Genomic DNA, 13,824 nt, shown 5'->3' with positions numbered 1-13,824 from the left:
CATCCTCCTGCACCGCGACGCGAACGACGTCGAGGAGGTGCTGCTCGCCTCTCCGGGCGAGCAGCACTCGGCCGGGAAGGATGCCGGCGCGTGATCGATCGCTCCCGTGGTTTGCTGGAGTGGTGAACTCTCCCACTCCGCTCCCCCGATCCACCCCCGACTCCCAGGGCGTCTCCGCCCGGGGTCTCGCCGAGTTCGTCACCGCCCTCGATGCGGCCGTCGCGCACCCGCACAGCGTCATGGTGATGCGCCACGGCACCGTGATCGCCGAAGGCTGGTGGGCTCCCTACGCCGCCACCCTCCCCCACATGATGTTCTCGGTGAGCAAGAGCTTCACCGCCATGGCCGTCGGCCTCGCCATCGTCGAGGGGCGCCTCTCGGTGGATGACCGCGTCATCGAACTCCTTCGAGACGATGCGCCGGCCGCGCCCTCCCCCCACCTTGCCGCGATGCGCGTCCGCGACCTGCTCACGATGACGGCCGGCCACGCCACCGAGTCCCTCCCGCCCGTCTGGCGGCTGGGTGACCGCAGCTGGGCTGCGGCGATCCTCGACCACCCGGTCGAGCACGAGCCCGGCACGCGGTTCGTCTACAACAGCGGTGCGAGCTACCTCCTCGCGGCGATCGTGCAACGTGTGACGGGCGAGCGGATGCTCGACTACCTGACCCCGCGTCTGCTCGAGCCGCTCGGCATCGCCGGCGCCCAGTGGCAGCAGAGTCCGCAGGGAATCGACACCGGCGGGTGGGGTCTCAGCATCACCACGGAGGACCTCGCTCGCTTCGGGCAGTTCCTGCTGCAGCGCGGAGAGTGGAACGGCCGTCAGCTGGTCCCCCGCGAGTGGATCGAGACGGCGACCTCGGCCGTGGTGTCGAACGCACCCGCGGGCGGTGCGACCGAGAGCGACTGGTCGATGGGCTACGGCTACCAGTTCTGGCAGTGCCGCCACGGCGCCTACCGCGCGGACGGCGCCTTCGGCCAGTTCTGCGTCGTCCTGCCCGAGCAGGACGCGGTGCTCGTGCTGACTGGCGGCTACGAAGACATGCAGGCCGCGCTCGCGGTCGCCTGGTCGACGCTGCTGCCGGCCTTCGAGGGCGCTGACCCGGACGCGACCCGCACCGCAGCCGAGTTGACCGCGCTGCTCTCGACTCTCTCGATCCCCGCTCCGCCGCCCGCGGAACCCGCGACCCTGCGCGTCGAGGTCGAGCCGAACGAGTGGGAGGTGCGGCACGTGACGATCGACGCCGACCACATCCGCTTCGACGGGCGCTTCGGCACCCGCACGATGGCCTTCGGCGAGGGGGTCTGGATGCCCGGCTCCACGACCCTGCACGGCGCCGTTCGTGACATTCCGGAACTGGCGAGCGTGCGCATCCAGTCGGCCGCCGCGTGGCTGTCGCCCACGCACTGGCGCGGGCAGATGATCCTCGTCGAGACCCCGTTCCTGCAGACGCTCGACATCGTGGTCGACGGTGACTCGGCGAGCCTCACCCTCACCCAGAATGTGAGCTTCCGCGGCCCGGACATCGCGCAGCTGGCGGGTAGGGTGGAGAGATGAGAGTCAGTCGTGATCGTCTCGCGATGCTGGGCGCGGAGGTGGATGCCCAGCGCCTCGCCGCACAGGACCGCGCGACCTCGGTGCAGAACAAGGCCTCCTTCCTGGTGCTCGCCGCGGGGCTGCTCGCCGGGTCGAACGTCATCGCACCGAAGGTGGACTGGCTGCTGTCGACGCTCCCGCTGCTGTTCACGCTCGTCACCGTCGTCGCCGCCGCGGTCGCGCTCTGGCCGGCCGACCTGCGGGTGATCGAACCGCGGCTGCTCAAAGACAAGTGGCTGGGGGCGCGCGAGTCCGACATCGCGATCGAGGGGATGCTCCTCGAGGCCAAGGTGCAGGCCTACGAGTACCAGCAGGCGCGCACCACCACGCGCGTGCGGGCGCTCAAGACCGGCTTCGTCTTCTTCGTCGCCGCGGTCACCGCGACCCTGCTCGTGGTGCTCATCGGCGCCCTCGGCTGAGTGCTCCCGAGCGCACGAGCCGCGCCGCCCCGTCCGGGTGAGACCGGGCGGCTCGCGGCGCGGCGCGCGGCGTCAGGGAATCCAGTTGAAGTCGTCGGGGTTCGGGCCGGTGCGCCCGTCCTCGCCCCGGTTCAGCGCCGTGATCGCCGCCAGCTGCTCGCTGCTGAGCTCGAAGTCGAAGAGCTCGAAATTCTCCACCATGCGCGAGTGGGTGACCGACTTGGGGAACACCACATCGCCGCGCTGGATGTGCCAGCGCAGGGTCACCTGAGCGGCGGTCTTCCCGACCGCCTCGGCGATGCCGGTGATGACGGGATCGCCCAGCACGCCGCCCTGCGCGATGGGAGACCAGGCCTCGGTCACGATGCCGTTCTCGAAGTTGTAGCCGCGCACGTCATCCTGGGTGAGGTAGGGGTGAACCTCGATCTGGTTGACCGCCGGCACGGTGTCGGTCTGATCCAGCAGACGGCGGATGTGCGCGGGCTGGAAGTTCGAGACGCCGATCGCCCGCGCCTTGCCGGCCGCATGCAGCTCCTCCATCGCTCTCCACGTCTCGACGAAGTCGCCGACCGCGGGCAGCGGCCAGTGGACCAGGAACAGGTCGACCTGCTCCATGCCGAGCGCCTCGAGGGTGCCGTCGATGGCCGCGAGCGCGTGCTCGCGAGCGTGGAAGCCGTTGTTGAGCTTGCTCGTGACGAACACCTGATCGCGCGGGATTCCCGACTCCGCGATCGCCTCGCCGACCCCCCGCTCGTTGCCGTACATCTCGGCGGTGTCGATGTGGCGGTAGCCGATCTCGAGAGCCTCGAGCGTTGCGCTCTTCGTGTCGGCCGGCGGGATCTGGAAGACGCCGAATCCGAGCTGCGGAATCTCGACGCCGTTGTTGAGGGTGAGGGTGGGAACAGTGGTCATACCCCCACGCTACGCCTGCGCGCGGACGATCTCCGCGATGCGGGAGGGCGCGGCCTCGTCCTGCAGCGAGGTGGTGTCGCCCAGGGGACGCCCATCCACGATGTCGGCGAGCAGGCGGCGCATGATCTTGCCGCTCCGGGTCTTGGGCAGATCCGGCACGAGGTGCAGGTGCTTGGGCTTCGCGACCGCCCCGATCTGGGCCGAGACGTGCGCGCGCAGCCGCTCGCCCAGCTCGTCTGACAGCGCGGCCCAGCCCTCCACCGTGGCCGGATGCTCGCCCGCCGGGATCACGAACGCCGCGATCGCCTCGCCCGTGATCGCGTCCCGCACCCCCGCGACGCCGGCCTCGCCGACCTCGGGGTGCGACACGAGCGCGGATTCGATCTCGATCGTGGAGAGCCGGTGCCCGGAGACGTTGATGACGTCGTCGACGCGCCCCAGCAGCCAGATGTCGCCCTCGTCGTCGTACTTGGCGCCGTCGCCCGAGAAGAAGTAGCCCTGCTCGGCGAAGCGCAGCCAGTACGAATCGCGGTACCGCCCGGGATCGCCCCACACCGTGCGGGCCATTCCCGGCCAGGTGCCCTCGACGACGAGCAGGCCTCCCTCCCCGTTGGCGACCCGCCGCCCCTCCCCGTCGACCACGAGCGTCGACAGCCCGGGCAGGGCGCGCAGCGCAGAGCCCGGCTTGAGCGTCGAGACGCCCGGCAGCGGTGCCATCACGGCCGCGCCGGTCTCCGACTGCCACCAGGTGTCCACGATCGGCGCGCGGCCGCCGCCGATGTGCTCGTGGAACCACACCCACGCCTCGGGGTTGATCGCCTCGCCCACCGAACCGAGAAGGCGGATGGTCGACAGGTCGTGGCGCGCGGGCACGCCCTCGGGAAACCAGGTCATGAGGGTGCGCACGAGCGTGGGGGCGGTGTAGTACGTGGTCACGCCGTACCGCTGGATGATCTCGAAGTGCCGCTCGGGCGTCGGGGTGTTCGGCGTCCCCTCGTAGATCACCGAGGTCGTGCCGTTGGAGAGCGGCCCGTAGAGCACGTAGCTGTGCGCGGTCACCCAGGCGAGGTCGGCGGTGCACCAGTACACGTCGTCGTCTTTCGCGTCGAACACCGCCCAGTGGCTCCAGGACGCGTGGGTGAGGTAGCCGCCCGAGCTGTGCACGAGCCCCTTCGGCTTTCCCGTGGTGCCCGAGGTGTAGATGATGAACAGGGGGTTCTCGGCGTCGAAGTACTCGGGCTCGTGGGTGTCGGGGGCGGTGCTGACGATGTCGTGCCACCAGACGTCACGACCCTCCCGCAGTGTCACCGCGCTTCCTGTGCGACGCACCACGAGCACGTGCTCGACCGAGGCGATGCCCTCGACGGCGGCGTCGACGGCGTCCTTCACAGCGACGGCGGCCCCGCGACGGAACTGCCCGTCCGTCGTCACCACGAGCTTCGCCCCGGTGTCCTCCACCCGGAACCGCAGCGCCTCCGACGAGAACCCGCCGAACACGAGCGAGTGGATCGCGCCGATCCGGGCGATGGCGAGCGTGACGATCACGGTCTCCGGGATGACCGGCAGATAGACCACGACGCGGTCGCCCTGCCCCACCCCCAGCGCCGTCAGCGCGTTCGCGGCGCGCGCGACCTCCGCCTGCAGCTCGCGGTAGCTGATGCTGCGGCGATCACCCGGCTCCCCCTCGAAGTGGAAGGCGATGCGCTCGCCGCGGCCCGCGGCGACGTGCCGGTCGACGCAGTTGACGGCCACGTTGAGCCGGCCGCCCGCGAACCACTCGGCGTGCGGCACCGAGGCAGAGCCGTCGGCGGCGATGGTGACCGCCTGCCAGCGGTGATCGCTCGTCCACGGCTCGGCCCAGTCGAGGCGTGCGGCCTGCTCCGCCCAGAAGGCCACGGGGTCGGCGGCGGCGTGCTCGTACCAGCCCGCGTCGACGTTCGCCGCGGCCGCGAACTCGGCGGGCGCCGGGTAGCGACGGGATTCGGTGAGGAGGTTCTCGATGGTGTCGGGCATGGCTCTCGCGGGGTGGCTGGCGGGGATCATCCCACGCTATCCGGGAGCCGCGCCTGCGCCCGGCGCCGCCGTCACCGCGGGTAATACGCGCCGGCGCCGTCCTCCACCGCGGCCACGATCCCGGGAAGCACGCGCCGCATGTAGGGCCCCCAGAGCACGCGCACGATCGCTCCGACGAGCGGTCCGGCGCCGCGGCGCGGCAGGAAGGTGTAGCTCCAGTCGATGAGCGTGCCCCCGGCGACCTCGCTGAAGGTCCACTCCGCGCGGGCGCCCTCGACGATCGCGCCGAACAGCTTCTGGAAGTCGCTCAAGCGGTAGGCGAAGGTGTGCGGACGGTCGACCACCTCGGTGTGCTCGATGACCCAGCCGCCGTCGGAGAGGAGGAGCCGGCGCGTCTGGCCCGGCGCATCCCAGGCACCCGTCTGATCGCGCACCTCGACCACGGCGGGCAGCGGCCCGCTCTTCGGGTAGTACCCCACCGGGGTCAGCGGCGTCGCGATGTCCCAGGTGCGCGCGAGCGAGGCGCGGGCAACGAGGCTCGCGGTCGCCGTCTTTCCGTGTGCTGTCATGGTGGTGATTCGGAGCCCTCCGGTCGCGCGGTCGGATTCAGGCTGCCATGAACCGGGCGTACCGCGTCGCCGCCCGGCCGACGCCCGCCTCGATCGCGGCGCTGGGGGCGAACAGTTCGGCCGCCACGCCCGTCTCGCCCCCGCGCCGCCACACCCCGGCCACCCTGTCTGCGGCGACGACGATCGGCTGGAAGATGCCGTTCACGCCGGGGATCACGCGCTGCACGTGCTCCGCGGCGAGCGCGAGCGAGCGATCCTGGTAGCCGAGCAGAAACTCGTCGAAGCCCGGCAGCAGGTGCACCTGGGCCGCGGATGACCGCACGCTCGCCCCCGCCGGCAGCAGGTACTCCTGCCCCTCGTGCTCCGCCGCCTCCAGCCCGTCGCCCGCGAGTGCGACCGCGAGGCGCGCATCGGCGAGGGTGAGCTTCGCCCACCAGGCGAGATCGCGCACGGTGACCGGGCCGTGGCCCTGCACGTAGCGGAGCGCGAGCTCGCGCAGGGACTCCTCGCGTGACTGGCGGCGCGGCACGGGGATCCACTCGTCGAAGAGCACGAGGTGCTGCTGGCTGGCGGCGGGCGGACCCCACACGAGCACCTGACGCTGGCAGAGCACGAAGATGAGGTGGTAGGCGCGCTGGCCGTCGGTCGGGATGCCGCGCTCGGCGAGCAGAGCGCCGAACTCGGCGCGGCTGAGGCGACCACCGCCGCGGAGCGCCTCGGTGACGATGTCGCTCGCTCGGTCGACCATCGCGTCGTCGATCTGCAGCTGAGCGAGGCGCGTGCGCACGGAGGCGAGGGTTCGCTCGGCGGTGAGGTCGAGCATCCACCCCGCATCGCGGGCCGCGATGAGATGGAGCGTGCCGCGCATCGGGAGCGTGCGCACGATCTCGCCCCCGGCGAGCGCGCTCAGCACCTCCGAGCGGGTCGATCCAGGTGCGCGCAGACCGACCGCCCAGAGCGCGTTCTGCCAGTCCTGCGCCTGCACGGCGAGGAGGCGGTCCACGACCCCCGCGGGTGTGGGCCGGTCACCCGCGGCGGGCTCGACGAGCAGGGCGCGAAGGCGGAGGCGCAGGATGTCACGCGCGCTGAGCGAGGGGGCCACCCGACCAGTATGGGCGGTGCCACCGACGCTCGGGCATCCGTGATGCAATGGAGTGTGCAGCTTCCCGAGGCGACGCCACCGCGCAGAGTGATGACCTCCGACGGGCTCGCCCTCGCCACCTACGAGTGGGGTGAGCCGGATGCCCCGACGGTCGTGCTCGTGCACGGTTTCGCCTCCGGGGCGCTCCTCAACTGGCATGCCTCGGGCTGGGTGCGCGATCTCACGCGCGCGGGGTTCCACGTCGTCGCGCTCGACCAGCGCGGCCACGGGGCGAGCGCCAAGCCGCACGATCCCGCTGCCTACTCGCTCGCCCGGCTCGTCGACGACCTGCTCACCGTGCTCGACGCCTACATGCTCGGTGAGGTCGCGCTCGTCGGGTACTCACTCGGGGCACGGGTGAGCTGGCAGGCCTGTCTCGAGCTGCCCGAGCGCGTCGCCGCCGCGGTGCTCGGCGGCATCCCCGAGGGCGACACCCTGACGACGTTCCAGCTCGACGAGGCACGCGCCCACATCGCCGACGGCACGCCCGTGACCGAGCGCGTGACCCTGGCGTACCTCACGATGGCGGCGGGAATCCCGGGCAACGACCTGTCGGCGCTCGTCTCCCTCGTCGACGGCATGCGCGGCGGGCCGGGGCCGGACGCGGCCCACCCGCCCACGCAGCCCTACCTCGTGGCGACCGGCGAGCGCGACCCCATCATCCAGGGCTCCCGCGCCCTCGCGGCGGCCTCGCCGCACGGCCGATTCGTCGAGATCCCCGGGCGCCACCACTTCAATGCGCCCACCTCGCGGGTGTTCCGGGATGCGGCGGTCGCCTTCCTCACGGAGTGATCGACGGCGCGCCTCAGCCCACGATCTCGATCTCGACGGTCACGAGATCGCCGGGCTCGATCCCGCGGGCGACGCGGACCGCCTTCTTCAGCGGCAGCACGTAGGCGCCGTCGTGCGACTCCGGGAAGATCGAGGTGCTCCAGCGGGTCATCCCCGCCGATGCCGCGACCTTCACCGAGCCGAAACCCGCGGGCGGCAGCGGCAGCTCCCGGATCTGCTCGGAGACGTCGTCGGGCAACCGCACGAAGAACCAGTTGTCGCGCGCGGCCCACTCCCAGACGGGCGCGGTGAAACTGAACGAATCTCCCACGCGAGCGATGCTATCCACTGCCGGGGACGGTGACGAGAGGCACGAGCGCGCGGCCGAGATACGGCGCGAGGGTGCGCAGGTAGCCGACGGTCACGTGCCCCGCGGAGTCGCCGTAGACGCTCAGCCCGCCGATCACGCTGTGGCAGCGCGTCGCGTCGCAAAAGAAGTCGCTCAGGTCGACGACGCTCACGCGCGCGCCCTCGCTCTCGGCCGCCGTCAGGAGCACGTCCCGGCTGAGCACGGCGGAGCGAGAAGTCCAGCACGGATCGTCGGGCGACCGATCGGTCTCCAGACACGTCGGAGCGTCGACTCCCGCCGTACCGGGAACATCTCGGATGACCACGACCGGCTTCCCCGTCGCCAGGAGCCGGTCCAGGGTGGCGCGAACGTCCGCGGCACGAAGGGACGGCGCGGATTGCGTCCCACCCGTGCGATACAGATGGGCGCTGATCGAGTAGACGATCGTGGTGATGGTGGGATCCCGGGCGATCTGAGCGATCGCCGCACGAGTCCAGGCGTTGCAGTCGGCCGCGACGTGCGCGCGCAGCTGCACCACTCCGGGGCAGGTCGCCTTCAGATAGGTGCGGATCGCCCATCCCTGCGACGCGGCCACGCGCTCCAGCGGCCAGAGCCACAGCGAGGCGTGGGAATCCCCGAAGAGGGCGATCGTGGCGCGCGCCGTCGCGGGATCGCCCCGCACGCAGCTCAACACCGCCGCGACATGGCGCACCTGATTGCACCCCGTGCGATCCCCGCGCGCCGCCGGGGCCAGCTCGGGCGCGACCGTCGCCGTCACCCGATGGATGTCCGCGCACCGGTGACTCGGATCCATCGCCGCCGCGCCCACGCACGACCCGCCCGCCGCGAGATACCGCGACACCACGAGCGGCGAGGTGGTGCGCACCGAGGCCGCCTGCACCCCGGCCGCGGCCACCACGATCGCCATCGCCACGGCGGCGAACGCGAAACTCGGCCAGCGGCGGCCGGTCCAGAACGCGCCGCGCTGGATCGGACGCTCGATGAACCGCATCGTCAGTTCGGCGAGCACGATCGACGCCGCGAGGAGGAGGGCGGCCGCCCCGAGGCTGATCGGGCGGCCCGCGATGAGGGGATACAGCACGACCAGCGGCCAGTGCCACAGATAGATCCCGTAGGAGAGCGCGCCGAGCCTCTGCACCGGCCACAGCCGGAACACGCCGTCGAGCGACGCGCGGGATCCGCTCGACCCCGCCGCGATCACGAGAAGCGCCCCCGCCACGGGAACGACCGCGGCGGAGCCCGGAAACGGGGTCGCCGCGGAGTACGCGACCGACACCCAGGCGATCAGGAGGACGCCGATCCAAGCGGCGGCGGCGCGGGCCCGGGCGGGGGTGCGGCCGGGGGCGGTCATCCACGCCGCGGGGACGAGCGCGAGCAGGCCGCCCGCGGCGAACTCCCACGCGCGCGTCGGCGTGACGAAGTAGGCGGGAGCGGGATCGGCCGCGGTCCAGGCGACCGAGGTCCAGAGCGACACGACGAACAGCAGGCCGAGGAGCAGGGCGGGCAGCGCACGGCGCGGCAAGCGGGAAAGTCGAGTGCCGATCGCCCAGGCAACGAGCAGCAGCAGCGGCCAGACGAGATAGAACTGCTCCTCGACCGAGAGCGACCAGTAGTGCTGCGCGAGCGAGTGCGCTGTCGCGGTGGAGAGGTAGTCGACCGAGTTCGCGGCGAGCACCCAGTTCTCCGCGTACAGCGCGCTCGCCGTGATCTCGGAGAGGTTCTGACGGATCTCGGTGGCCGGAATCCACAGAGCCGTCGCGACGAGGCACGCGGCGAGGACCGTCAGCGCCGCCGGCAGAAGTCGTCGGATGCGACGCGCGTAGAACCGCGCGAAGCGGATCCGACCCGTCTCACGAAGCTCGCCGACGAGGTGCGAGGTGATGAGGAACCCCGAGATGACGAAGAACACGTCGACGCCGACATAGCCCCCGGGGAGCGCGGTGGCCCGCAGGTGGAACACCACGACGGCGAGCACGGCGACGGCTCGCAGCGCCTGGATCTCCGGCCGGAAGGTCTGCTTCGCCACCTCACCCGTTCCCTGCCGCGTGCGACCGGACACGGCACGCGGAGCGAGCCTATCAATCGCGGCGACGGGCGGGCGGCAGTGAGCCGGTGCCCGGGAGCCCGGGTTATCATCGGGCCATGACTCCCCGTTCCGCACACCTCGAAGGCGTGCTCGTGTCATGGAACGCGGAACGCGGATTCGGCTTCATCGCACCGGCCGACGGCGGCAAGGACGTGTTCGCGCACATCCGCGCGTTCCCACGCGGCACCGAGGTGCCGACGGTCGGAGAGCAGTTGCTGTTCGAGGTCGAGACCACGGCGGACGGCAAGGACCGGGCGGCCAGGGTGCTGCCGCGGGCCGACGCGCTCGCGGGCGAGGACGTCGCCCTGGGCGCACCCGCCCGCGGCGAGGAACGCCGCCTCCTCGCGCCGGTGCACACCAAGCCCGGCAACGCCAGCTACTTCGCGCTGCCCGCCTTCCTGGTCGTCTATCTCGTCGTCGCGCACTTCTGGCACCTCCCGCTGTGGGTCGCGGCGCTCTACCTCGTGATGAGCATCCTCACCTTCGTCATGTACCGCGCCGACAAGGCCGCGGCGATTCGGGGCAGCTGGCGGGTGCCGGAGGAGTCGTTGCTCCTCGTCGGCCTAGCCGCAGGCTGGCCGGGGGCGATCGTCGCGCAGCAGGTCCTGCGTCACAAGACCACGAAGGCCGGGTTCCGCCGCCGCTTCTGGGGCAGCGTCGCGCTCAACGTGTTCCTGTTCGTCGGGCTGAGTTCACCGTGGTTCGAGGAGCTGGTCGCGCGCGTGGTGCGCGTGCTCGTCGGTCACTGAGGCTCGGAAAGCCCCAACGCGCTACTGCTGAGCGCGCTCCAGCACGAGTTCGCGCACGCGGGCCGCGTCCGCCTGGCCGCGCATCGCCTTCATGACCGCGCCGATGACGGCTCCGGCGGCCTGCACCTTGCCGTCGCGGATCTTCTCGAGCACGTCGGGTTGCGCGGCGAGAGCCTCGTCGATGGCGGCGATGAGCGCGCCGTCGTCGGAGACGACTTTCAGGCCGCGGGCGTCGACGACGTGGTGCGGCGCGCCCTCCCCCGCGATCACGCCCTCCAGCACCTGCCGGGCCAGGCGGTCGGTGAGGTCACCCGACTCGATGAGCGCGATGAGTTCGGAGACGTGCTCCGGGCTCACGAGGCTGCCGGGCTCCACCTCGCGCTCGTTGGCGACCCGCGCGATCTCGCCCGTCCACCACTTGCGCGCCTGGGCGGGCGAGGCGCCCTCGGCCACCGTCTGCTCCACCTCGACCAGCAGATTGGAGTTCAGGACGTCCTGGAACTCGAGATCGGTGAAGCCCCAGGCCTCTTTGAGCCGACGACGACGCAGCGACGGCGCCTCGGGCAGGGCCGCCCGCAGCTCCTCGATGAGGGCGGCACCCGGCACGACGGGGAGCAGGTCGGGCTCGGGAAAGTAGCGGTAGTCGTCCGCGTCGCTCTTCGGCCGCCCGGCGGAGGTGACTCCGGTGTCCTCGTGCCAGTGGCGGGTCTCCTGGATGATCGTGCCCCCGGCCGCGAGAATGGCCGCCTGACGCTGGATCTCGTATCGGATGGCGCGCTCGACGCTGCGCAGCGAGTTGACGTTCTTCGTCTCGGTGCGGGTGCCGAGCGTTCCCGAGCCGCGCGGGCTCAGCGAGATGTTGGCGTCGCAGCGCAGGTTGCCGCGCTCCATGCGCGCCTCGCTGATACCGAGGGCGACGACGATGTCGCGAATGGCCGAGACGTAGGCCTTGGCGAGCTCGGGAGCATCCTTCTCGGCTCCCGTGATCATCTTGGTGACGATCTCGACGAGGGGCACGCCCGCGCGGTTGTAGTCGACGAGCGAGTACTCGGCGCCCTGGATGCGCCCGGTCGCGCCCCCGACGTGCGTGAGCTTGCCCGCGTCCTCCTCCATGTGGGCGCGCTCGATCTCGATCGTGAAGCTTCTCCCGTCGGAGAGCTCGACCTCGACCGAGCCGTCATAGGCGATGGGCTCGTCGAACTGGCTGATCTGGTAGTTCTTCGCGAGGTCGGGGTAGAAGTAGTTCTTGCGGGCGAAGCGCGACGACTCGGCGATCGAGCAGCCGAGCGCGAGACCGAGGCTGATGGAGTAGCGCACGGCCTGCTCGTTGACGACCGGGAGGCTTCCGGGGAGGCCCAGGTCGACGGGCGTGATCTGCGTGTTCGGCTCCGCGGCGACGGCGCCGAAGGCCGCCGGGTTGGGGGCGTCCGAGAACATCTTCGTCGCGGTGCCGAGCTCCACGTGCACCTCGAAGCCGAGTACCGGCTCGAACAGCTCGAGCGCCTTGTCGAAGTCCATCAGTTCTGCTTTAGCCACCCGACGATTCTACGGGGAGGCCGGTGGGCTCAGGCGTCGGCGGGCGCGGGCTCCAGGGCATCCGGATGACCGGCCACCCCTCGCCCGTCGGCCCCCGACCCCGGCTCCAGCGGTGCGTCGTCCGCCTTCTCCGAGCGCACGAACGCGATCCCCGTGAGGATCAGCACCCCGCCGATGCCCTTCGCGACGGTGAGTCCTTCGCCGAGCAGCACCCAGGCGTACAGGGTGGCCGCCACGACCTCGAGCAGACCCATGAAGGAGGCGAGCCGTGAGCCCAGCAGCTCGCTCGAGGTGATGCTCGCCGCGTAGGCGAGCCCGGTGGAGAGCACCCCCACGATGAGCACGGGCACCCACCACGCCGTCGTCACCCCGCCGAAGCGCACGGCCGTGGTCGTGACCGCGAAGGGGACGATGCCGAGAAGACCGACGGCACCCAGTGCGAGGCCGCCGAGCAGGAGCCCGGAGGCGGCGAAGGCGACGGGCGGCAGACCGTCGCTCGGGATCGCGGCGGCGAGGTAGTAGATGGCGCAGCCGATCATCCCCAGCACCGAGAACACCACGCCCAGCGTGTCGAGCGCGACCCCGCCCTGCGGGGCGACCACCAGCACGAGGCCCGCGACCGCGAGCACCGAGCCGATGATCACGACCAGGCGGGGCACCCGGCGCGTGCGCGCCCAGGCGAGCAGCACGAGCAGGAGCGGGGCGGTGTACTCCATGAGGATGGCGGTCCCGATGGGGATGCGCTGAACGGCGGCGAAGTACACGAGCTGCGTGCCCGCGACGCCGATCCCCGCCATGACGAGGATCCGTCCACGCGCTCGCCACAGTGTGGACCAGCGGCCGCGCAGGGCCACGAGGGCGAAGGGAGCGAGCGCCACCGCGCCGATGAGCGCGCGCGCCGTGACGGCGGCCGCCGGGGTCCAGCCGGCCTCGAGGAGGGGCTTCACGAGTGCGCCTGACATGCCGAAGCAGGCGGCGGCGATGATGGCGATGAGGAGGCCGCGCGTGGTCGTGGAGCGAGCCATGACGACCTCCTGGATGAGGGATGGAGCTGAGCGGACGGGGTGCTACTCCAGACGGTAGTCTTGCCTCGAATAAGGAGTCAAATTGCTTTTTACCCCTGACACGGTCGACACCCTGGAGTTCGCGATCGCCCTCGCCAACACCGTCGCCCGGGCGTCACGAAGTGGAACGGACGAACTCGGCGAACCCGCCCAGCTGACCGCGCTGCTCACGGAGCACCGGTACTCGGGCCGCTTCGACCGGGACGAGGCCGAACTCGCCGAGGTGAGGCTCACCCGCGACGAGTTCCGGCGGATCTGGCTCATCGACCGCGACCGGATGGCGGAGGAGGTCAACACCCTGCTTCACGCGGCGGGGGCGCTGCCGCAGCTCGCCCGCCACGACGGGCTCGACTGGCACCTGCACGCCACGCCCGCCGACGCGCCGCTCGCCGAGCGGATGAGAGTCGAGGTCGCGCTCGCGCTCTCCGACGTCATCCGCGCCGATGCCACCTCGCGACTGCGCGCCTGCGCCGCCTACGACTGCGAGGGAATCCTCGCGGACCTCTCGCGCAACGGCTCGAAGCGCTTCTGCAGCGTGCGCTGCGGCAACCGGATGAACATGGTCGCCTATCGCGAGCGTCAGGGCGAGGACTGACGCC

13 protein-coding genes are annotated in these 13,824 nt (G+C 71.4%); 5 read left to right on the top strand and 8 right to left on the bottom strand.

Going from position 1 to position 13,824, the window contains the following annotated elements; all coding sequences use genetic code 11:
* The first annotated feature begins 122 nt into the window (after window positions 1-122).
* Both G3T37_RS09610 and G3T37_RS09605 read left to right on the top strand, forming a co-directional pair.
* The gene (locus tag G3T37_RS09610; protein ID WP_338401232.1) at window positions 123-1,556 is read left to right on the top strand and encodes a serine hydrolase domain-containing protein; all 1,434 of its coding nucleotides are present in this window, start codon (window positions 123-125) and stop codon (window positions 1,554-1,556) included.
* Window positions 1,553-2,014: a hypothetical protein gene (locus G3T37_RS09605; protein ID WP_163473426.1), complete on the top strand. Its 462-nt coding sequence runs from the start codon at window positions 1,553-1,555 to the stop codon at window positions 2,012-2,014. Before G3T37_RS09610 ends, G3T37_RS09605 begins: the two co-directional genes overlap by 4 nt.
* A 72-nt stretch (window positions 2,015-2,086) precedes the next feature.
* On the opposite strand, the gene G3T37_RS09600 is transcribed toward G3T37_RS09605, so the two are convergent.
* From G3T37_RS09600 to G3T37_RS09585, 4 genes are all read right to left on the bottom strand, one after another.
* Window positions 2,087-2,926 (bottom strand): aldo/keto reductase, encoded by an 840-nt coding sequence (locus G3T37_RS09600; protein WP_163473424.1) that lies wholly within the window; start codon window positions 2,924-2,926, stop codon window positions 2,087-2,089.
* 9 nt (window positions 2,927-2,935) lie between these two features.
* Window positions 2,936-4,939, bottom strand: coding sequence for an acetate--CoA ligase (gene acs / locus G3T37_RS09595; RefSeq protein WP_163473423.1), 2,004 nt, complete (start codon window positions 4,937-4,939; stop codon window positions 2,936-2,938).
* A 71-nt stretch (window positions 4,940-5,010) separates the two neighbouring features.
* Window positions 5,011-5,508: an SRPBCC family protein gene (locus tag G3T37_RS09590; protein WP_163473421.1), complete on the bottom strand. Its 498-nt coding sequence runs from the start codon at window positions 5,506-5,508 to the stop codon at window positions 5,011-5,013.
* A gap of 37 nt (window positions 5,509-5,545) precedes the next feature.
* Complete coding sequence (locus G3T37_RS09585) at window positions 5,546-6,610, bottom strand: DNA glycosylase AlkZ-like family protein (RefSeq protein WP_163473419.1); 1,065 nt, start codon at window positions 6,608-6,610, stop codon at window positions 5,546-5,548.
* Window positions 6,611-6,700: 90 nt separating this feature from the next.
* Here G3T37_RS09585 and G3T37_RS09580 point away from each other — a divergent pair, with 90 nt between their 5' ends.
* The gene (locus G3T37_RS09580; protein ID WP_241732291.1) at window positions 6,701-7,441 is read left to right on the top strand and encodes an alpha/beta fold hydrolase; all 741 of its coding nucleotides are present in this window, start codon (window positions 6,701-6,703) and stop codon (window positions 7,439-7,441) included.
* 13 nt (window positions 7,442-7,454) lie between these two features.
* Here G3T37_RS09580 and G3T37_RS09575 read toward each other — a convergent pair whose 3' ends face one another.
* Both G3T37_RS09575 and G3T37_RS09570 read right to left on the bottom strand, forming a co-directional pair.
* On the bottom strand, window positions 7,455-7,751 hold the full coding sequence (locus tag G3T37_RS09575; RefSeq protein ID WP_163473418.1) for a DUF1905 domain-containing protein: 297 nt from the start codon (window positions 7,749-7,751) through the stop codon (window positions 7,455-7,457).
* 10 nt (window positions 7,752-7,761) lie between these two features.
* On the bottom strand, window positions 7,762-9,849 hold the full coding sequence (locus G3T37_RS09570) for an SGNH hydrolase domain-containing protein (protein WP_163473417.1): 2,088 nt from the start codon (window positions 9,847-9,849) through the stop codon (window positions 7,762-7,764).
* Between the two features lie 83 nt (window positions 9,850-9,932).
* On the opposite strand from G3T37_RS09570, the gene G3T37_RS09565 reads away from it, so the two are divergent.
* A complete protein-coding gene (locus G3T37_RS09565; protein WP_163473415.1) occupies window positions 9,933-10,625 on the top strand; it encodes a DUF1294 domain-containing protein in 693 nt (230 codons plus the stop codon).
* A 21-nt stretch (window positions 10,626-10,646) separates the two neighbouring features.
* Here G3T37_RS09565 and gatB read toward each other — a convergent pair whose 3' ends face one another.
* Together gatB and G3T37_RS09555 are read right to left on the bottom strand one after the other, a co-directional pair.
* On the bottom strand, window positions 10,647-12,161 hold the full coding sequence (gene gatB, locus G3T37_RS09560) for an Asp-tRNA(Asn)/Glu-tRNA(Gln) amidotransferase subunit GatB (RefSeq protein ID WP_163473413.1): 1,515 nt from the start codon (window positions 12,159-12,161) through the stop codon (window positions 10,647-10,649).
* A gap of 29 nt (window positions 12,162-12,190) precedes the next feature.
* Window positions 12,191-13,186 (bottom strand): EamA family transporter, encoded by a 996-nt coding sequence (locus G3T37_RS09555; RefSeq protein WP_163473412.1) that lies wholly within the window; start codon window positions 13,184-13,186, stop codon window positions 12,191-12,193.
* Between the two features lie 82 nt (window positions 13,187-13,268).
* Here G3T37_RS09555 and G3T37_RS09550 point away from each other — a divergent pair, with 82 nt between their 5' ends.
* Complete coding sequence (locus G3T37_RS09550; RefSeq protein WP_163473410.1) at window positions 13,269-13,820, top strand: CGNR zinc finger domain-containing protein; 552 nt, start codon at window positions 13,269-13,271, stop codon at window positions 13,818-13,820.
* Window positions 13,821-13,824: the final 4 nt, after the last annotated feature.

This window comes from Galbitalea soli (assembly GCF_010686725.1).
GTDB classification, from domain to species: Bacteria; Actinomycetota; Actinomycetes; order Actinomycetales; family Microbacteriaceae; genus Galbitalea; species Galbitalea soli.
Note: the sequence above shows the minus strand (reverse complement) of the source record. Positions and strands in the feature narration are given on the sequence as shown.

What these genes read in the sequence shown, in the direction of transcription:
- G3T37_RS09565 (WP_163473415.1), top strand. Translation starts at nt 9,933, where the DNA reads ATGACTCCCCGTTCCGCACACCTCGAAGGCGTGCTCGTGTCATGGAAC.
- G3T37_RS09600 (WP_163473424.1), bottom strand. Translation starts at nt 2,926, where the DNA reads ATGACCACTGTTCCCACCCTCACCCTCAACAACGGCGTCGAGATTCCG.
- G3T37_RS09580 (WP_241732291.1), top strand. Translation starts at nt 6,701, where the DNA reads ATGACCTCCGACGGGCTCGCCCTCGCCACCTACGAGTGGGGTGAGCCG.
- G3T37_RS09605 (WP_163473426.1), top strand. Translation starts at nt 1,553, where the DNA reads ATGAGAGTCAGTCGTGATCGTCTCGCGATGCTGGGCGCGGAGGTGGAT.
- G3T37_RS09555 (WP_163473412.1), bottom strand. Translation starts at nt 13,186, where the DNA reads ATGGCTCGCTCCACGACCACGCGCGGCCTCCTCATCGCCATCATCGCC.
- acs (WP_163473423.1), bottom strand. Translation starts at nt 4,939, where the DNA reads ATGCCCGACACCATCGAGAACCTCCTCACCGAATCCCGTCGCTACCCG.
- G3T37_RS09590 (WP_163473421.1), bottom strand. Translation starts at nt 5,508, where the DNA reads ATGACAGCACACGGAAAGACGGCGACCGCGAGCCTCGTTGCCCGCGCC.